The sequence below is a fragment of the Variovorax sp. GW821-FHT10B04 genome (assembly GCF_059415645.1).
The window spans coordinates 309,655-327,130 of sequence record NZ_JBWKNQ010000008.1; the positions used below are offsets into that span (position 1 = coordinate 309,655).

The 17,476-nt window shown below is 68.1% G+C and carries 17 protein-coding genes; 10 read left to right on the forward strand and 7 right to left on the reverse strand.

Features of this window, described 5'->3' with window-relative positions; genetic code table 11:
• Window positions 1-23: 23 nt before the first annotated feature.
• From AC07PZ_RS20985 to AC07PZ_RS21010, 6 genes are all read left to right on the forward strand, one after another.
• Window positions 24-1,100: an AI-2E family transporter gene (locus AC07PZ_RS20985; protein ID WP_495297056.1), complete on the forward strand. Its 1,077-nt coding sequence runs from the start codon at window positions 24-26 to the stop codon at window positions 1,098-1,100.
• A 69-nt stretch (window positions 1,101-1,169) separates the two neighbouring features.
• Window positions 1,170-2,504 (forward strand): cytosine deaminase, encoded by a 1,335-nt coding sequence (locus tag AC07PZ_RS20990; RefSeq protein WP_495297057.1) that lies wholly within the window; start codon window positions 1,170-1,172, stop codon window positions 2,502-2,504.
• Between the two features lie 137 nt (window positions 2,505-2,641).
• Complete coding sequence (locus tag AC07PZ_RS20995) at window positions 2,642-4,942, forward strand: NADP-dependent malic enzyme (protein ID WP_495297058.1); 2,301 nt, start codon at window positions 2,642-2,644, stop codon at window positions 4,940-4,942.
• Window positions 4,943-5,106: 164 nt separating this feature from the next.
• On the forward strand, window positions 5,107-6,132 hold the full coding sequence (locus AC07PZ_RS21000; RefSeq protein ID WP_495297059.1) for an ABC transporter substrate-binding protein: 1,026 nt from the start codon (window positions 5,107-5,109) through the stop codon (window positions 6,130-6,132).
• Complete coding sequence (locus tag AC07PZ_RS21005; protein WP_495297060.1) at window positions 6,132-6,986, forward strand: ABC transporter ATP-binding protein; 855 nt, start codon at window positions 6,132-6,134, stop codon at window positions 6,984-6,986. The genes AC07PZ_RS21000 and AC07PZ_RS21005 overlap by 1 nt, the downstream gene beginning before the upstream one ends.
• A 30-nt stretch (window positions 6,987-7,016) precedes the next feature.
• On the forward strand, window positions 7,017-7,787 hold the full coding sequence (locus tag AC07PZ_RS21010; RefSeq protein WP_495297061.1) for an ABC transporter permease: 771 nt from the start codon (window positions 7,017-7,019) through the stop codon (window positions 7,785-7,787).
• A 59-nt stretch (window positions 7,788-7,846) separates the two neighbouring features.
• On the opposite strand, the gene AC07PZ_RS21015 is transcribed toward AC07PZ_RS21010, so the two are convergent.
• The 3 genes from AC07PZ_RS21015 to AC07PZ_RS21025 all read right to left on the reverse strand — a co-directional run bounded on the left by AC07PZ_RS21015 (window position 7,847) and on the right by AC07PZ_RS21025 (window position 10,449).
• Window positions 7,847-8,143: a hypothetical protein gene (locus AC07PZ_RS21015; RefSeq protein WP_495297062.1), complete on the reverse strand. Its 297-nt coding sequence runs from the start codon at window positions 8,141-8,143 to the stop codon at window positions 7,847-7,849.
• 93 nt (window positions 8,144-8,236) lie between these two features.
• A complete protein-coding gene (locus AC07PZ_RS21020) occupies window positions 8,237-9,226 on the reverse strand; it encodes an isopenicillin N synthase family dioxygenase (RefSeq protein ID WP_495297063.1) in 990 nt (329 codons plus the stop codon).
• A gap of 305 nt (window positions 9,227-9,531) precedes the next feature.
• Window positions 9,532-10,449, reverse strand: a complete 918-nt coding sequence (locus tag AC07PZ_RS21025; RefSeq protein ID WP_495297064.1) for a hypothetical protein — start codon at window positions 10,447-10,449, stop codon at window positions 9,532-9,534.
• A gap of 312 nt (window positions 10,450-10,761) precedes the next feature.
• On the opposite strand from AC07PZ_RS21025, the gene AC07PZ_RS21030 reads away from it, so the two are divergent.
• The gene (locus tag AC07PZ_RS21030) at window positions 10,762-11,787 is read left to right on the forward strand and encodes an ABC transporter substrate-binding protein (RefSeq protein ID WP_495297065.1); all 1,026 of its coding nucleotides are present in this window, start codon (window positions 10,762-10,764) and stop codon (window positions 11,785-11,787) included.
• A gap of 23 nt (window positions 11,788-11,810) precedes the next feature.
• Complete coding sequence (locus AC07PZ_RS21035) at window positions 11,811-12,770, forward strand: isopenicillin N synthase family dioxygenase (protein WP_495297066.1); 960 nt, start codon at window positions 11,811-11,813, stop codon at window positions 12,768-12,770.
• Here AC07PZ_RS21035 and AC07PZ_RS21040 read toward each other — a convergent pair.
• Genes AC07PZ_RS21040 through AC07PZ_RS21050 form a run of 3 tightly spaced genes read right to left on the reverse strand, consistent with a single transcriptional unit; the run spans window position 12,755 to window position 14,608 of the window.
• Window positions 12,755-13,165 (reverse strand): OsmC family protein, encoded by a 411-nt coding sequence (locus tag AC07PZ_RS21040; protein WP_495297067.1) that lies wholly within the window; start codon window positions 13,163-13,165, stop codon window positions 12,755-12,757. The two genes, AC07PZ_RS21035 and AC07PZ_RS21040, sit on opposite strands and share 16 nt — an antisense overlap.
• A 37-nt stretch (window positions 13,166-13,202) precedes the next feature.
• Window positions 13,203-14,003, reverse strand: coding sequence for an FAD-binding oxidoreductase (locus AC07PZ_RS21045; RefSeq protein WP_495297068.1), 801 nt, complete (start codon window positions 14,001-14,003; stop codon window positions 13,203-13,205).
• Entirely contained in the window at window positions 14,000-14,608 is a 609-nt protein-coding gene (locus tag AC07PZ_RS21050) for a sulfite oxidase-like oxidoreductase (RefSeq protein WP_495297069.1), read from the reverse strand. Before AC07PZ_RS21050 ends, AC07PZ_RS21045 begins: the two co-directional genes overlap by 4 nt.
• Window positions 14,609-14,746: 138 nt before the next feature.
• Between AC07PZ_RS21050 and AC07PZ_RS21055 the strand changes: the two genes are divergently transcribed.
• Window positions 14,747-15,265, forward strand: coding sequence for a nucleoside deaminase (locus AC07PZ_RS21055; protein WP_495297070.1), 519 nt, complete (start codon window positions 14,747-14,749; stop codon window positions 15,263-15,265).
• A 44-nt stretch (window positions 15,266-15,309) separates the two neighbouring features.
• The gene (locus tag AC07PZ_RS21060; RefSeq protein ID WP_495297071.1) at window positions 15,310-16,140 is read left to right on the forward strand and encodes an urease accessory protein UreD; all 831 of its coding nucleotides are present in this window, start codon (window positions 15,310-15,312) and stop codon (window positions 16,138-16,140) included.
• A 12-nt stretch (window positions 16,141-16,152) separates the two neighbouring features.
• Here AC07PZ_RS21060 and AC07PZ_RS21065 read toward each other — a convergent pair whose 3' ends face one another.
• Entirely contained in the window at window positions 16,153-17,364 is a 1,212-nt protein-coding gene (locus AC07PZ_RS21065; RefSeq protein ID WP_495297072.1) for an MFS transporter, read from the reverse strand.
• Window positions 17,365-17,476 lie beyond the last annotated feature (112 nt).

Here is a 17,476-nt window from a genome sequence, read left to right on the forward strand (position 1 = left end):
ACGTCGGCTAAAGTCGGCCGAACATGAATTCCCCCCAACTCCAGCGCGGCTTCTTCATCTTCCTGCTGGCGGCCGTCACCGCCGCCTTCTTCTGGATCCTGATGCCGTTCTTCGGCGCGGTGCTGTGGGGCGTGGCACTGGCGATCCTGTTCACGCCGCTCTACAAGCGGCTGCTGAAGAAGATGCGCAACCGCCGCAACGTGGCCGCCCTGTCGACGCTGGGCATCTGCCTGGTGATCGTGATCCTGCCGCTGGCCATGGTCGGCGTGTCGCTGGTCCAAGAGGTCGTGCTGGTCACGCAGAACATCCGTTCCGGCCAGCTCGACTTCGCGAGCTATTTCCAGCAGATCTTCGATGCGGCGCCGCAATGGGTCATCAACCTGCTCGAGCGCATCAACCTGGGCAACCTCGGCGCGTGGCAGGCGCGCATCACGGCGGCGGCTTCGCAGGGCAGCCAGGCGGTGGCCGGCCAGGCATTGACCATCGGCCAGAACACCTTCGATTTCGTGATCAGCTTCTTCGTGATGCTGTACCTGCTGTTCTTCGTGATGCGTGACGGCACGGCGCTGTCGAAGACCGTGCGCGACGCGCTCCCGCTGGCCAAGCCGCACACGCACTACCTGCTCAACAAGTTCACCACCGTGATCCGCGCGACCATCAAGGGCAACGTGGCCGTGGCCGTGGCGCAGGGCACGCTCGGCGGGCTCGCCTTCTGGTTCCTCGGGGTGCAGGGTGCGCTGCTCTGGGCCGTGCTGATGGCCTTCCTGTCGCTGCTGCCGGCGGTGGGCGCCGCCATCATCTGGGGCCCGGTGGCGATCTACTACCTCGCGACCGGCCAGTTCATCAAGGGCGGCGTGCTGATCTTCGTCGGCGTGTTCGTGATCGGGCTGGTCGACAACATCCTGCGGCCGCTGCTGGTCGGCAAGGACACCCAGATGCCCGACTACATCGTGCTGATGTCGACCATCGGCGGCATGGCGATCTTCGGCATCAACGGCTTCGTGATCGGCCCGGTGATCGCCGCACTGTTCATGGCGGCCTGGAGCCTGTTCATGGACTCGGGCCACGTCGGCGAGCCGCACAACCACGACAAGCACTGAGTTCCGGCGGCCCGCTGGCGGCGGGAAGGCGGCGGGCAGGCGCGAAAATCGCATGGCCCCTTTCCAGCCATGACACATTCCTTTTTCGCCCCACCCGATACCGAGCGCTATGCGCTGCGCGGCCTGCGCGCCCCGTCCTGCCTCGTTCCCGGCGACTTCGCCACCGCACGCACGGACGGACTCGTCGACATCGACCTGCTGATCGACGACGGCCGCATCGCCGCCATCGAACCCGCCGGCACCCTGCCCGCCGAACTGGGCCCCGACCTGGATGCGTCGATGGTCCTGCCCGGCATGGTCGACGTGCACACCCACCTCGACAAGGGCCACATCTGGCCGCGCCAGCAGAACCTCACCGGCGATGGTGCCGGCGCCTCCGCCGCCACCGGGCGCGACCGCGCCGCCCACTGGCACGCCGAGGACGTGCGGCGCCGCATGGACTTCGGCCTGCGCACCGCCTATGCCAAGGGCGTGGTCGCGATCCGCACGCACCTCGACTCCTTCGCACCGCAGGCGTCGATCTCGTTCCCGGTGTTCCGCGCCATGCGCGAGCGCTGGGCCGGGCGCATCGAGCTGCAGGCGTCGTCCATCGCGCCGCTCGACGTGTTCCTGCGCGACGAAGGCCGCGAGCTGGCCGACATCGTGGCCGAAAGCGGCGGCCGGCTCGGCTGCGTCACGCGTTCGATGGCGCACCCCGGCATGGCGATGCCGCCCGAACTCGACGAGGCGCTGGTGCGCGTGCTCCAGCTGGCCACCGAACGCGGGCTCGACCTCGACCTGCACGTCGACGAGTCGACCGACCCGGCCGCGCGCGCGCTGATGCGCGTCGCGAAGAACGCCATCGCACAGAAGTTCAAGGGCCGCATCCTGTGCGGCCACGTGACCTCGCTGGCGCTGCAGACCGACGAGTTCATCGAGGAGACGATCGCCGCCTGCCGCGAGGCCGGCATCGACATCGTGAGCCTGCCGACGGTCAACATGTACCTGCAGGACCGCAGCCAGACCGGGCGCACGCCACGCTGGCGCGGCGTGACCGTGCTGCACGAGATGAAGGCGCGCGGCCTGCGCGTGGCGGTGGCCGGCGACAACTGCCGCGACCCGTTCTATGCCTACGGCGACCACGACATGCTCGACACCTACACGCAGGCCGTGAAGATCCTGCACCTCGACCATCCGCTGGGCGACTGGATCCGCGCGGCCACCGAAACGCCCGCCGCGATCATGGGCATCGACCGCGGTACGCTCAAGGTCGGCGGCCCGGCCGACCTGCTGGTGCTGAAGGCGCGCAGCTATTCGGAAATGCTCGCGCGCACGCAGTTCGACCGCACCGTGATCCGCGCCGGCCGCGCGATCGACACCACGCTGCCGGACTACCGCGAACTCGACGACCTGATGGCCGTCTGAGCTTTCGCACCGCCATCGTCTTTGCCCACCCATCCGCGGGTAGCCATTCGGCGCCCGCGGTCCGCAAGCCCGAGGCTGCCGGTCGCGCCGCAGTTTGATGTAGCCTCCCGGTCGTCAGTGAACCCCAGGAAATCCTCATGTCCGCCCCTCTTTCCCCCGCAGAAGAAGCCTTGCGCGATGCAGCGCGCGAATACCACCGCAGCCCCGTGCGCGGCAAGATCTCGATCACGCCGACGAAGCCGCTGACCAACCAGCGCGACCTGTCGCTCGCCTATTCGCCCGGCGTCGCCTACCCCTGCCTCGACATCGCGGCCGACCCGTCGCTGGCGGCGGAGTACACCTCGCGCGGCAACCTGGTCGGCGTGGTCACCAACGGCACGGCCGTGCTCGGCCTGGGCAACATCGGCCCGCTCGCCAGCAAGCCGGTGATGGAAGGCAAGGGCGGCCTGTTCAAGAAGTTCGCGGGCATCGATGTGTTCGACATCGAACTCGCCGAGAACGACCCCGACAAGCTGGTCGACATCATCGCGGCGCTGGAGCCCACGCTGGGCGGCATCAACCTCGAGGACATCAAGGCGCCCGAGTGCTTCTACATCGAGAAGAAGCTGCGCGAGCGCATGAACATCCCGGTGTTCCACGACGACCAGCACGGCACCGCCATCATCTCGGCCGCCGCCCTGATCAACGGCCTCGAACTGGTCGGCAAGAAGATCGAGGACGTGAAGATCGCCGTGTCGGGCGCCGGTGCCGCGGCGCTGGCCTGCCTGGACGTGATGGTCGGCCTGGGCGCCAAGCCGGCCAACATCTTCGCGGTCGACTCCAAGGGCCTGATCTACACCGGCCGCGCGGGCGGCTTCGACGACTCGAAGGCGCGCTTCGCGCAGCCCGACACCGGCGCACGCACGCTGGCCGACGTGGTCGACGGCGCCGACGTGTTCCTCGGCTGCTCCGCGCCCGGCGTGCTGACGGCCGACATGGTGAAGACCATGGGCACGCAGCCGATCATCCTGGCGCTGGCCAACCCCGAGCCGGAAATCCGGCCCGAGCTGGCCAAGGCCGTGCGGCCCGACTGCATCATCGCGACCGGCCGTTCGGACTACCCGAACCAGGTCAACAACGTGCTGTGCTTCCCCTATATCTTCCGCGGCGCGCTCGATTGCGGCGCGACCAAGATCACGGAAGAAATGAAGATCGCCTGCGTGCGCGAGATCGCCGAGCTGACCAAGGCCGACATCAGCGAGGAAGTCGCCAACGCCTACGCCGGGCAGGAGCTGGCCTTCGGCCCCGACTACATCATTCCGAAACCCTTCGACTCGCGCCTGATCCTGCGCATCGCGCCGGCCGTGGCCAAGGCGGCCCAGGCGTCCGGCGTGGCGACGCGCCCGATCGAGGACCTGGAAGGCTACCGCCAGCACCTGACGCGCTTCGTCTACCAGACCGGCATGTTCATGCGTCCGGTGTTCACCGCCGCCAAGCTGGCGACCGCCAAGCGCGTGGCCTATGCCGAAGGCGAGGACGACCGCGTGCTGCGCGCCGCCCAGCTGGCGGTCGACGAAGGCCTGGCCAAGCCGATCCTGATCGGCCGACCGGCCGTGATCGAGGCCCGCATCAAGAAAGCCGGCCTGCACATCAAGCTGGGCGTCGACGTCGAGTGCGTGGACCCGGAAGACGACCCGCGCTTCCGCACCTACTGGGAGACGTACCACAAGCTCATGGGCCGCCGCGGCATCACGCCCGAGAACTCGAAGGCGATGGTGCGCCGCTCCAACACCACGATCGCCGCGCTGATGGTGCACCTGGGCGATGCGGACGCGATGCTCTGCGGCCTGGTCGGCCGCTTCGACAGCCATCTGCAGATCCTGCGCAACATGCTGGGCCTGAAGCGCGGCGCGCCGGGCTTCGCCACGCTGAACGCGCTGACGCTGGAGAAGTTCACGCTGTTCGTGGCCGACACCAACGTGCATGAAGACCCGAGCGCCGAGATGCTCGCGGGCATCGCGATGATGGCGGCCGAGGAAGTCCGCCGGTTCGGCCTGCCGCCGAAGGTGGCCTTCCTGTCGCACTCGAACTTCGGCTCGTCCGAGCGCGGCTCGGCCCGCAAGATGCGGCTGGCGCGCGACCTGTTCGCCAAGATGGCACCCGATGTCGAATGCGACGGCGAGATGCACGGCGACGCGGCGCTGTCGGAAGACGTGCGCCGCAACGCGCTGCCCGACTCGACCCTCACCGGCGAAGCCAACCTGCTGATCTGCCCGAACCTCGACGCCGCGAACATCCTGTTCAACGTGCTCAAGATGACCAGCGGCAACGGCGTGACGGTCGGCCCGATCCTGCTGGGCGCGGCCGGTTCGGCCCACATCCTGACGCCGTCGGCGACCGTGCGCCGCGTAGTCAACATGACGGCCATGGCCGTGGCACAGGTCTCCATCCAGAAATAGTGCACGCCTGCGCTTGAACGCCCCGTCGAGGTGCAATCGGCGGGGCGTTTTCATTTGGCGAGCGCCATGCACCGCTTTGGAGAAGACCCGGGGATTGCATCGATATGGTGCGGGCACCGATATTGCTTCGGAGCTTCCATCTGCCTTTCTGCCGAGACACATCCATGAACAAACGCCAGTTGCTCCAGTCCTTCCTCGCCGCTTCTGCACTCAGCCTCGGCCTGGGTGTCGCGCATGCGCAGACCCCGATCAAGTTCCAGCTGGACTGGCGTTTCGAAGGCCCCGCGGCGCTCTTCGTGCATCCCGCCGCCAAGGGCTACTTCAAGAACGCGGGCCTGGACGTGACGATCGATGCCGGCAACGGTTCGGGCGGCACCGTCACGCGCGTGGCGTCGGGCGCCTATGACATGGGCTTCGCCGACCTGGCCGCGCTGATGGAGTTCCACGCCAACAACCCCGACAGCCCGAACAAGCCGGTCGCGATCATGATGGTCTACAACAACACGCCGGCATCGGTCATGGCGCTCAAGAAGAGCGGCATCACCAAGCCGGCCGACCTGACCGGCAAGAAGCTCGGCGCGCCGGTGTTCGACGCCGGCCGCCGTGCGTTCCCGATCTTCGCGAAGGCCAACAACCTCGGCGCCGTCAACTGGACCGCGATGGACCCGACGCTGCGCGAGACCATGCTGATCCGTGGCGACATCGACGCCATCACCGGCTTCACCTTCACGTCGCTGCTGAACCTCGAAGCGCGCGGCGCCAAGGCATCGGACATCGTGGTGCTGCCTTATCCCGACTACGGCGTGAAGCTCTACGGCAACGTGATCATCGCGTCGCCGAAGCTGATCAAGGAGAACCCGGCCGCGGTGAAGGCCTTCCTGTCGGCATTCGCCAAGGGCACGAAGGAAGTCCTCGCCAACCCGGCGGCGGCCATCGAGTCGGTCAAGGCCCGCGACGGCATCATCGACTCGAAGCTCGAGACGCGTCGCCTGCAGATGGCCATCGACACGGTGATCAACAGCCCCGACGCACGCGCCGAAGGCTTCGGTGCGATCAACCCGGCCCGCCTGTCGCTGATGGCGTCGCAGGTGTCGGACGCCTTCAACACCAAGACGCGCGTGAGCGCCGACGCCGTCTGGAACGGCACGATGCTGCCACCCGCGGCCGAACTCAACGTGCTGAAGAAGTAATGGCCGGCGCAACGGGCAGCGACGCGCCCTTCGTCGACTTCCAGGATGTCTGGCTCGCCTACAACGAGCAACTGCTGCGCGAGAACCACTTCGCGGTCGAGGCGATCGACCTGAAGGTCAAGCGCGGCGAATTCATCGCCATCGTCGGGCCTTCGGGTTGCGGCAAGTCGACCTTCATGAAGCTCACCACCGGGCTGAAGATGCCGTCGATGGGCAAGATCCGCATCGACGGCCAGCCGGTCACCGGTCCGCTGAAGATCTCGGGCATGGCCTTCCAGGCGCCATCGCTGCTGCCGTGGCGGACCACGGTCGACAACGTGCTGCTGCCGCTGGAGATCGTCGAGCCCTACCGCAGCAGCTTCCGCGACAAGCGCAAGGAATACGAGGAACGCGCGCGCCGGCTGCTGCAGAAGGTCGGCCTGGGCGGCTACGAGGACAAGTTCCCGTGGCAGCTCAGCGGCGGCATGCAGCAGCGCGCGAGCATCTGCCGCGCGCTGATCCACGAGCCGAAGATGCTGCTGCTCGACGAGCCCTTCGGCGCGCTCGACGCCTTCACCCGCGAGGAGCTCTGGTGCATCCTGCGCGACCTCTGGACCGAGCAGCAGTTCAACGTGATCCTGGTCACGCACGACCTGCGCGAGTCGGCGTTCCTCGCCGACACGGTGTACGTGATGAGCAAGTCGCCCGGCCGCTTCGTGGTCAAGCGCGAGATCGACCTGCCGCGCCCGCGCGAACTGGAGCTGACCTACACCAAGGAGTTCACCGACATCGTGCTGGAGCTGCGCAGCCACATCGGCGCCATCCGGAACACCGGCGTCAGCGCGGCGCAGACCTCTGCGGCCATATCCCACTGAGACCCGATCGAGACCGCACCGAAGCCCCTCATGCAGAACAACAAGCAAATCGAACGCTGGTCGCCCTGGCTGCTGCTGGTCGCGGTGATCATGCTGTGGCAGATCATCTGTTCGGCCTTCGAAGTCTCCGACTTCATCTTCCCGAGCCCGTGGCGCATCTGGACGCAGTTCTGGGAGTTCAAGCTCATCATCGCCGGCCACGCCTGGCGCACCTTCTGGGTCACGATGGCCGGCTTCGGCCTGGCGATCGTGGTCGGCGTGCTGCTCGGCTTCGTGATCGGCAGCTCGCGCCTCGCCTACGCGGCGATGTACCCGCTGATGACGGCCTTCAATGCGCTGCCGAAGGCCGCCTTCGTGCCGATCCTGGTGGTGTGGTTCGGCATCGGCGCGGGCCCGGCCATCCTCACCGCCTTCCTGATCAGCTTCTTCCCGATCATGGTGAACATCGCGACCGGACTCGCGACGCTCGAACCCGAGCTGGAGGACGTGCTGCGCGTGCTGGGCGCCAAGCGCTGGGACGTGCTGATGAAGATCGGCCTGCCGCGCTCCATGCCCTACTTCTATGCCTCGCTGAAGGTCGCCATCACGCTGGCCTTCGTGGGCACCACGGTGTCGGAAATGACGGCGGCCAACGAGGGCATCGGCTACCTGCTGATCTCCGCCGGCTCGGCCATGCAGATGGGCCTGGCCTTCGCGGGCCTGATGGTGGTCGGCGCGATGGCCATGGTGATGTACGAGATCTTCAGCGCGATCGAAAAGCACACGACCGGCTGGGCGCACCGCGGTTCGCAGAACACCTGAGAACGCCCCGGCGTTCTTTGGTTGGCGGTCCGCTGGCGCCGCTGGGCGACCCGCCGTCATCAGAGCATGTTGCCCATGTCTTTGCGCGCCATGGCGCCGACGCTCTTCATCAGGTTGGCCGCATCGGGGGCGGTCTTGAGAAACTCACGCAGGCTCTGTTGCCCTGTCTTCGTGTTCACCTGTGCCTTGCTCCAGTCGAAATGCACCGACTTGTTTTCAACGAGGCCTGCGGAGGCGGCCGTTTGGCTGCCGGTCGTGGGTTGGACGGTCATGGAATCTTCCTTCATGAAAAAGCCGGATGAAGCGCGGCGCGCCAGCCGGAATTGAAAGTTTCCGCCGCACACCGGCACCGACATATTTCTCTCGCGAAGCCGCGTCGCATCCCCCGAACCGCCAGCGCTTTCCCGCTCTCTGCGGAATCGAAGCCGCCCGACGGACACCTGCTTGAGTCAGTACTTCTTGTTGAAGTTCGCGCGGATGCGCTCGGCCAGGTAGTCGCCTGCCGTGATCGGCGGGTACTTGCCCGAAGGCGACTCGATGAGCGCATCGGTGTTGGCCTGGCAGAAGAAGGCCAGGCTGTAGCGCGGACCCATGTAGTCGCCGGGCAGCGGATTCTTCACACGATGGAAGTTGCTGGGCAGCACGTCGTCGCTCCAGCGCATGAGCATGTCGCCGATGTTGCAGGTGATGTAGTCCTCCTCGGGCGGGATGGACGTCCACACCTGGGCATCCATCTCCTTGCCCGGGCAGACCTGCAGGCCGCCCTGGCCCTGGCGCTGGTACAGCAGCGTGAGGCAGTCGAAGTCGGTGTGCGCACCGGCGCGCCACAGGCCCAGGCCGGTCTGCGCTTCGGGGGGAATGGCGTAGTAGTGCAGCATGCGCAGCGTGCTCTGGTACGTCTCGGACGACGGCTCGTGCGCACGCGTGAAGAACTCCCGGTCGAAGCCGAGCCTGTCGGCAAAGCACGAGAGCACGCGCATGCCCACGGCCCAGCTGGCCTGCTCGAAAGCGAGCATCGTGGCCTTGAAGCCGGGCAACTCCTCTTCGGTGGGATACAGGCCCGCCATGCGCGGACGCGTGATCTGGTAGCTCTCCTTCTGGTCGGCCGTGCCGGTGGAAGGACGGAACTGCGCGCGGCTCTCCCAGCCGGCATTGCGCGCCAGCGGGTACTGCGCCTTCACGCTGTCGGGCAAGGCGAAGAAGCTCTCGCTCATGGCAAAGGCCTCGCGCATCTGCGCCAGCGGCACGCCGTGGTTCTTGAGCTGGAAGAAGCCGACGTCGATGGACGCGTCCCACAGCTGTTCGGCGATGTCGGCGCGGCGGTTCTCGAAGTCGGCGAGGTCGATGACGCGGATCTCGCGGTCGCTGGTTTCCGAACCCATCGCGCCCATGCGCGATTCCTTCTGCAGTTCGGCCATGCCGTAGTTGGCTGTGTTCATGTGGGTTGCTCCTGGCAAAGAGGTTGGTGGCAAGGATGTCGGACGCAGGACCGCGCCGGTCGCCGAAGGGCTTGCAGGAGGAATGCCAAGAGAGAGCACGGGATGTGGCTGACTTGCACGACTCCTGAAGACCTCGCGGCGGGCGCGAGCCTCAAGAGCAATTCCCGGGCGACCTGTCGAAAGGCCGATGAACGCTTCTACTCTCGGGGTGGATTAGAACAAAGCCGGCAGGGGGTTGGCAAGCGGCGCCGGCGAACCCCGTGGCTGCCATGTTGCACGCGGGCGTGCCGAGGTCCGGCCCGGTCTCAATCCATGGGGCCTTCGATCCGTTCGAACAACTGCCGGAATGCCTGCGTCGCAATGTCGGTCACCACACTGACGTTGCTGGCACCGCTGGACGATTGGCGGGCCACGAACGGCTGCACGGCATGGCCGAGGGTGTGGGCCGGCAATGGCGGCGCGTTTGCAGGCCGGGCCTGCAGCGTTCTCACGACGGTGGCCAGCAAGGGCCCGGTGGTCGAACGCCGACCCAGTGCGCGTGGACTGCGGCTGTCGACGAAGGCCTGAAAGCCGCCCGGGCTCATCAACAGGTACATCGCACCCAGCCTGTCGAAACTGCCAGCCAGAACAGCCTGGTCCATCTGGAAAACTGCGCTGCGCGTCGCGTCGAGCGTTCTCGCGTCGCCCCCGACCTGGTCCTCGAGATAGCACAACACGCGTTGGTCCCTCTCGCTCAGCGCCGCGAATCCGGGATCCAGATGCAGATCGGGCCATCGGGCCGAGACCCGCGGCAACTGGTCGACGACCACGGTGGGTTCGGTCGTGCCGCCGCCACGGGACGACGCAACGGACGCCGACGCCGACTCGGTTTGGGCCTCGCTCTCGTTCTGCATGCCGACAGGCTCCGGCGGGCGCACGCCGGACGATGCGCTGAAGTCGCCGTCGAAGCGGCGAGCCTGCAGGCCATCCAGGGACGTCAACGGGCCCGTCGCACGCACCGGCGTGCCGCGCAGTTCGCCGAGCCGTTCATCGATGAGAAGCCGCGCGACCGCATCGCATTGCGGGTGCGCACGTGCAACGGTCAATTGGTCGGCCGTGAAGCGGCTCAGGTCCGCGTGGTGCTGGCCCGGACGCAGCCGGCAGCTCGCCAGGATGGCTTGCAGCGTGTCCTGTGGGAGTTGTACCGGTGCCGACGAACCACCCTGAATGTTGCCTACCGACATCGTGCCTCCGTTTCCATGGAAGGCGTCATGCTGGCGGCCATCGCGCGGCCACGGCCGGCGTCAGGCGAACCGCTGCCCATGGGAACGCAGCCGTCCATTGCGCCGGCTTGGTGCGCACGAGGGAGCCGGAGACCTGGCATGGAACCTGCAAAAACCACGGCACGGAGTAGAAGCGTTCAGCGTCGGCCCTCATCAGGCCGATGCCCGGAAATTGCTCTGGGACCCACGGCGCCCCGCAACACGGGCGCCGCGTGAACGAGTGCCGTCCTGCGGCACCACGGACCCGACATGCTTCCACCAAGGAGTGCTTCCATGCAACGCCGTTCTCTCCTGCGCGCCGCCGGCGCCGCCACCGCCCTCGCCGCCACGCCCTTCGTTCGTGCACAGGGGTCGCTCAAGCCCTTCAAGTTCAACCTCGGCTGGAAGATCGAGGCCACGGCGGCCGGCTTCCTGGTCGCACAGCAGCGCGGCTACTACAAGGAGGCGGGACTCGACGTCGCGATCGACACCGGCAACGGCTCGGCCGCGGCGATCAGCCTGGTCGGCAGCGGCGCTTACGACTGTGCGTCGGCGGATCTCGCGACCATGGTCGAGTTCAATGTCAACAACCCGAGCGCCGGCCTCCGGGCCGTCGCCATCCAGTACGACCTGAACCCGAATGCGATCCTGGTGCGCAAGGGCGGCCCGATCGCCAAGCCGGCGGACCTCGCGGGCAAGACCATCCTGGGCCAGCCCTTCAACGCCTCGCGCAAGCTGTTCCCGGCCTTCGCCAAGGCGCAGGGCTTCGACCCTTCCGGCGTGAAATGGGAGAACGTGACGCCCGACATCGGCGACACCCGCTTCGTGAAGGGCGACTTCGACGCCGCAGCCTACTTCTACTTCACCGGCCTGCTGAACCTCAAGGCGCGCGGCATGGGCCCGGAGATGATCACGATGTTCCGCTTCTCGGACTACGGCATGAAGTCGTACGGCAACGGCCTGGTCGCCAATGCGAAGAGCATGGAGAACGCGGCCGCGATGACGGCCTTCGTCAAGGCGACGACGCGCGGCTGGGTCGACGTGATCGCCGACGTCAGGGCCGGCGCTGCTGCCGTCAAGGCGCGCGAGCCGCTGGCCAACGAGGAGATCGAATTCGAACGCCTCCAGCTGGTGGTCGACGGCGCCATGAAGACGGCCGAGACGCGCACCAACGGCTGGGGTGCGGCCACGCCGGCGCGCCTGCAGGCGACCATCGACGAGACGGTCGGCGCCTTCGGCCTGAAGAGCAGCCCGGCGGTCGCGGACATCTGGACCGATCGCTTTCTGCCGTCCGCAACCGACCGCAAGTTGAAGGCCTGACGGAGCTGCCCGAAGGCAAGTCCATGCGCACCGCCATCCCCCTCATCGATCTGCGCGATGCGCTGCAGCCGGGCAGCGCGGGCAGCGCCGACGTGGCGGCACAGTTGCGCCAGGCCGCCATGTCTTCCGGCTTCTTCTACCTGCGCCATCACGGCATCGAACCCGCGCTGGTGAGCCGGCAGTTCGCACTGACGCGTGCGCTGCTCGACCTCCCGGCCGCCACGCGCGAAGCGCTGTCGATGCGCCACTCGCCGACGATGCGCGGCTTCGAGAACCTCGGCGAGCAGACGCTCGACGCCGCCGCCAGGCCGGACCTGAAGGAGAGCTTCTACTGCGGCATGGCCTACCCGGCCGACCATCCGTACGTGGTCGCCGGCTACCAGACCTACGGCCACAACCAGTGGCCGCAGGAACTGCCGGAGGCACCGTCGCAATGCGAGACCTACATCCGCGCGATGCTGGGTCTGTCGCAGCGGCTGATGCAGCTGCTGGCACTGTCGCTCGACCTGCCCGAGCGCTACTTCGACCACACGGCCGAGAGCCCGATGGTCACGCTGCGCATGGTGCGCTACCCGGCGCATCCGGCCGGTGCGGACGAGCGCACCTTCGGCGCAGGTGCCCACACCGACTGGGGCGCACTGACGATCCTCGCGCAGGACGCGCACGGCGGACTGGAAGTCCGCATGCCCGACGGGAGCTGGGTGCCGGCGGCGCCGGTAGAGGGCTGCTTCGTGGTCAACCTCGGCGACATGATCCCGCGCTGGACCAACGGGCGCTATCACTCCAACCCGCACCGCGTGCGCAACCTGCATTCGGGCGGCGCGCCGCGCTACTCGATCCCGTTCTTCTACGAGCCCGACTACTTCGCGCGGATCGAACCGGTGCCCGGCACGGTGGCGCCGGGCGAGGCACCCCGCTTTGCCAGCTGCACGGCCGGCGAGCACCTGCGCGAGATGTACCGCCGGACCTACGGACTGGACTGAGCCCAGACGGTCTCGACCTCGGTCGTCGCCTCGGTCATCAGCCGGTGGATCGGGCACTTGCCGGCCACGCGCAGCAGCTCGGCACGTTGTGCCTCGTCGAGGTTGCCGGTGACATGCAGCGAGGCCTTCAGGCGGTAGACGCCCTTGCGCTCCTCGCTGTCGTCGCGATCGACCGTCACCTCGATGTTCTCCACCGGCATGTTGCGGCGGCGCGCATAGAGCAGCATCGTGAGCGCCTTGCAGGCACCGAGCGCCGCGTCGTAGAGGTCGTGCGGCGACGGGCCGGCACCATCGCCGCCGCCCGCGAGCGAGGCGTCGACCGGGAAGTCGACGTCGCCGATATGGACCGTGTGCGTGACGCCGGTCGTGCCGTTGCGCCGGATCGAAATGCCCATGGCGAATCCTTGTCGTTGTGTGTGGATGAAGAGAGCGTCAGCCGGCGCCGCCATAGCGCTCGGTGCGGATCGCGGCGGCGGGCACCTGGGCCGCGAGCAACCCGCTCGCCACCGCCTCGACGAAACGGTTGGCACCGCAGACATAGGCATGGCGCGGCGCATGGCCCCAGCGCTGCAGGATGTCGTGCAGCGCGGCGGCGTCGAGGCGCTGCGCCAGGTCGCCCGCTCGCCGCGGCGCGTCGCGCGTCGTGGCGGCGACGAAGGTGAAGGCCGGCACGCGCGCCTGCAGGGCGGCCAGCTCGTCGCGAAAGGCCAGCTCGTCCCAGGTGCGCGCCGAATACACCAGCAGCAGCGGCGTCGCGGGCGCGCGGGCCCAGTCGCGCACCATCGCCATCAGCGGTGCGATGCCTGAACCGCCGGCCGCCAGCAGCAGCGGGCCGCCGTCCGCCGCGCGCCACACGAAGTGGCCACCGAGCGGGCCGCGCACCTCGATCGCGTCGCCGGCTTCGACGATGTCATGGAAGAAGGGCGAGACCTCGCCGTCCGCGAGCTTTTCGATCAGCAGCTCGAAGCGCTCGGCACCGGGTGCGGATGCGATCGAATAGCTGCGCTGGGCGGCATAGCCGTCCGGCGCGGTGAGCCGCACGACCAGATGCTGGCCCGCGAGCGACATGGAAGGCGCCGACGACGGCGCGGGTGATGAAGATGGGCGCAGGAACACGCTGACCGTGCGCGGCGTGGCCGGCACGACGCGCTCGACGATGGCTTCGTACCAGGGCGAGGTTGCGACGGAAGCGGCGGAAGCGGTCGCCATTGGCAAGGGCGGGACGGCGGTCACGGGTCGTCCGAGTAGCGTTGCTGCTTCCAGGGATTGCCGTACATGTGATAGCCGCGCAGTTCCCAGAAGCCGGCCTCGTCGCGCGGCGTGAAGCGCAGGCCCTTGATCCATTTCGCGCTCTTCCAGAAGTACAGGTGCGGCACCAGCAGCCGCGCCGGCCCGCCGTGCTCGGTGGTCAGCGGTGCGCCGTCGAAGCGGGTCGCGACCATCGCGCGGCCACCCAGCAGATCGGCCACCGGCACGTTGGTGTCGTAGTCGTCGTGCGACAGCGCGAGCGCATAGGCGGTCGGCGCCGCGACGCCGGCCGCCGCCAGCAGGTCGTCGATGCTCACGCCTTCCCACACGGTGTCGAACTTCGACCAGGTCGTGACGCAATGGATGTCGCCCTCCCACCGGGTCTGCGGGAGCGCATTGAACTCGTCCCAGTTCCAGCTCGCGATGGGCCGCGGACCGTTGCTCAGCGTGAAGCGCCAGGTCGACAGATCGATCGCCGGGGCCGGCCCCTTCGAGAGCACCGGAAAGTCATCGGTCTCGAACTGGCCGGGCGGCAGCCGGGTGGCGAATGCGGCGGTGGGGCGGCGTCCTGTGAATCCACGGGTGACCATCGTGCGCTCCTGGGCATGCTGGAAAGGGAAGTCGATGGTAGCGCCGGCCTGTGCGCCACGCCGAACCCGCGTGGCGCGTGCTGGCATATGTCGTGCATGCACCATGATCGAACGCTCCAGTGCATCGTTGTCTCCCACATGAAACCGACTCCCTCCTCCCTCCCCGCGGAGGCGACCCTCGACGAACGCGACGGTCGCTATCTGCTGAAAGCCATCTTCTGGTCGCATGCCTCGGGGCGACGCGGCAACCGCCCGTTCGGGGCCGTGATCGTCACCGCCGGCAACGAAGTGATCGCCGAGGGCTACAACAACACCGCCGAAACCGGCGACTGCACCGGCCATGCCGAGATGAACGCGATCCGGGCGCTGGCGGAACGCCGGTATTCGCGCGAGCTGCTGGCCGGCGCCACGCTGTATTCGTCGGCCGAACCCTGCGTGATGTGCGCCGGCGCGATCTTCTGGTCGAACATCGGGCGCGTGGTGTTCGGCATCGATGCCGAGCGGCTGCGCGTGTTCCGCGGCGAGCGCCAGGACCAGCGCGACGCCGAGCTGTCGTGCCGCGACGTGTTCGCTGCCTCGCCGCATCCGATCGAATGCATCGGCCCCGCACTGATCGACGAGGCCAGCGCGGCGCACGACGGCGCATGGAAAAGCTGATGCGCGCACCCGGCCCCGCACGGCACCGCCGATAGACTCGCCGCATGCCATGGCACGCCAGACTCGCGCTCGACTACCGCGCTGAACAACAACGCACCGTCGCGCGCTTTCGCCACGACGGCCCGCTGCGCATCCTGCAGAGCCTCTACCCCGAAGGCGACGCGATCTGCCACAACGTGCTGGTGCATCCGCCGGGCGGCCTGGTCGGCGGCGACACGCTCGACATCGATGTGACGGTCGGCACCGGCAGCCACGGGCTGCTGACCACGCCCGGCGCAACCCGCTTCTACCGGTCCGACGGCGAACTCGCGTTGCAGCGCACGCAACTGCGGCTGGACGCCGGCGCCCGGCTCGAATGGCTGCCGCTCGAGGCGATCTGCTACAGCGGCTGCCGCGCCGAGAACCGCGTGCGGATGGAACTCGCGCCCGGCGCAGAACTGCTCGGCTGGGACGTGACCGCGCTGGGCCTGCCGGGCGCCAACAAGCCCTTCGACCGCGGCAGCCTGCAGCAGCACCTGGAAGCACCCGGCGTGTGGCTGGAACGCGGCCGTATCGATGCGGCCGACACGCGCCTGCTGCAAAGCCCGCTGGGCCTGGCCGGCCACCGCTGCATCGCATCGCTGTTCTTCGTGGCGGGATCGCCGCAGGCACGGGCCCGGCGCGACGCGCTGCTGGCCATCGCCCGGGACCTTGCGACCGCGCATGCACTGGACGCCAGCGCCGGCGCGACCAGCCCGCATCCGGAGATCGTCGTGCTGCGCGTGCTGGCACCGGTGGTCGAGCCCGCGATGCAGCTGCTGCGCCAGGTATGGCTCGCGTGGCGCGCGGAGCTGTGGCAGTTGCCCGCGAGCTCGCCGCGGATCTGGGCGATGTGAGGCCGCCAGGCCTCAGGCCGCGGCGCGCGCAGCCGGCCGCATCTCGGTCGCGAACAGCAGCAGCGCCGCCGCGATGAGCCCGCCGCCGAGCAGGCTGACGCCGCTCCAGCCGACGAAGGTATAGATGGCCGCCGCGGCGCCGGATGCCGCCGCCGCGCAGAGGAAGACGAAGGTCATGAACAACGCGTTCAGCCGGCCGCGCAGTTCGGGCGCCAGCACGAACAGGCTGCGCATGCTCAGCACCTGGCAGAACTGCACGGCGCCATCGAGCAGGATGCCCGAGACGACCAGCCCGGCCAGCGAATGGAAGTGCACGGAAACGGCGCCCAGCACGAACGACAGCAGCCCGGCCGAGATCGCAAACCCGGTGGCCGGCCGGGTATGGCCGCGGTCGGCCACGCGGCCAGCCATCGGCGCAGCCAATGCACCCGCCGCACCCGCCAGCGCGAAGACCGCGATACCGCCCTGCCCCATGCCGAACTCGCGCGCCAGCAGCAGCGGCACGGTGGTCCAGAAGGCCTGGAAGGCCGCGAACATCATCCCCTGGTAGAAGCCGCGCCGGCACAGCAGCGGCGTGCGCCAGACGATGCCGGGCAACGAGGCCATGGTGCGCGCATAGCCGATGGAACCATGCGGCCGACGCTCCGGCAGCGCGCGCCAGAGCACGGCGATCAGCACGCAGACGATCACAGCCGACAGGCCGAACACGGCGCGCCAGCCGAAAGCGGAAGCGACGAGGCTCGAGAACGGGCGCGACAACATGATGCCGGCCAGCAGCCCGGCCATGATGTTGCCGACCACCTTGCCACGCGTCGCCTCGGGCGCGAGGTGCGACGCGAAGGGCACCAGGATCTGCGCCGCCACCGTGCAGATGCCGAGCACGAAGGACGCCGCCAGGAAGGTGGTTGCCGAATTGGACAGCGCGATGCCGACCAGCGCGATCACCATGCAGCCGATCGCCGCGACGACCAGCCGGCGGTTCTCGACCACATCGGTCAAGGGCACGAGCAGCAGCAGCCCGGCGCCATAGCCGAGCTGGGTCAGCGTCATGATCAATCCGGCCAGGCCGGCATGCAGGTCGAGCGTGACGGCAATGGGGCCGATCAGCGGCTGCGCGAAATAGATGTTGGCGACACAGAGGCCGCACGCGACCGCGAACATCCAGGTGAGCGCGGGCGACATGCCGACGTTCGGCGCAATTGGGGAGATGTTGGAGCGAGGCACGGAAAACCAGGGGAATGGAAGCGGAAGACGCGCAGGCAGAGACAGGAAGGAGCGCAATGCCACTAACCAGTTACCACGAGGGCGCCTGTGGAGAAACCTTAGCATGCAGACC

Bases quoted from the DNA above. Each gene is read 5' to 3' on its own strand.
- AC07PZ_RS21050 (WP_495297069.1), bottom strand. From the start codon at position 14,608: ATGGTCACCCGTGGATTCACAGGACGCCGCCCCACCGCCGCATTCGCC.
- AC07PZ_RS21005 (WP_495297060.1), top strand. From the start codon at position 6,132: ATGGCCGGCGCAACGGGCAGCGACGCGCCCTTCGTCGACTTCCAGGAT.
- AC07PZ_RS21055 (WP_495297070.1), top strand. From the start codon at position 14,747: ATGAAACCGACTCCCTCCTCCCTCCCCGCGGAGGCGACCCTCGACGAA.
- AC07PZ_RS20985 (WP_495297056.1), top strand. From the start codon at position 24: ATGAATTCCCCCCAACTCCAGCGCGGCTTCTTCATCTTCCTGCTGGCG.
- AC07PZ_RS21015 (WP_495297062.1), bottom strand. From the start codon at position 8,143: ATGTCGGTGCCGGTGTGCGGCGGAAACTTTCAATTCCGGCTGGCGCGC.
- AC07PZ_RS21025 (WP_495297064.1), bottom strand. From the start codon at position 10,449: ATGTCGGTAGGCAACATTCAGGGTGGTTCGTCGGCACCGGTACAACTC.
- AC07PZ_RS21020 (WP_495297063.1), bottom strand. From the start codon at position 9,226: ATGAACACAGCCAACTACGGCATGGCCGAACTGCAGAAGGAATCGCGC.
- AC07PZ_RS20990 (WP_495297057.1), top strand. From the start codon at position 1,170: ATGACACATTCCTTTTTCGCCCCACCCGATACCGAGCGCTATGCGCTG.
- AC07PZ_RS21000 (WP_495297059.1), top strand. From the start codon at position 5,107: ATGAACAAACGCCAGTTGCTCCAGTCCTTCCTCGCCGCTTCTGCACTC.
- AC07PZ_RS20995 (WP_495297058.1), top strand. From the start codon at position 2,642: ATGTCCGCCCCTCTTTCCCCCGCAGAAGAAGCCTTGCGCGATGCAGCG.
- AC07PZ_RS21040 (WP_495297067.1), bottom strand. From the start codon at position 13,165: ATGGGCATTTCGATCCGGCGCAACGGCACGACCGGCGTCACGCACACG.
- AC07PZ_RS21030 (WP_495297065.1), top strand. From the start codon at position 10,762: ATGCAACGCCGTTCTCTCCTGCGCGCCGCCGGCGCCGCCACCGCCCTC.
- AC07PZ_RS21060 (WP_495297071.1), top strand. From the start codon at position 15,310: ATGCCATGGCACGCCAGACTCGCGCTCGACTACCGCGCTGAACAACAA.
- AC07PZ_RS21035 (WP_495297066.1), top strand. From the start codon at position 11,811: ATGCGCACCGCCATCCCCCTCATCGATCTGCGCGATGCGCTGCAGCCG.
- AC07PZ_RS21010 (WP_495297061.1), top strand. From the start codon at position 7,017: ATGCAGAACAACAAGCAAATCGAACGCTGGTCGCCCTGGCTGCTGCTG.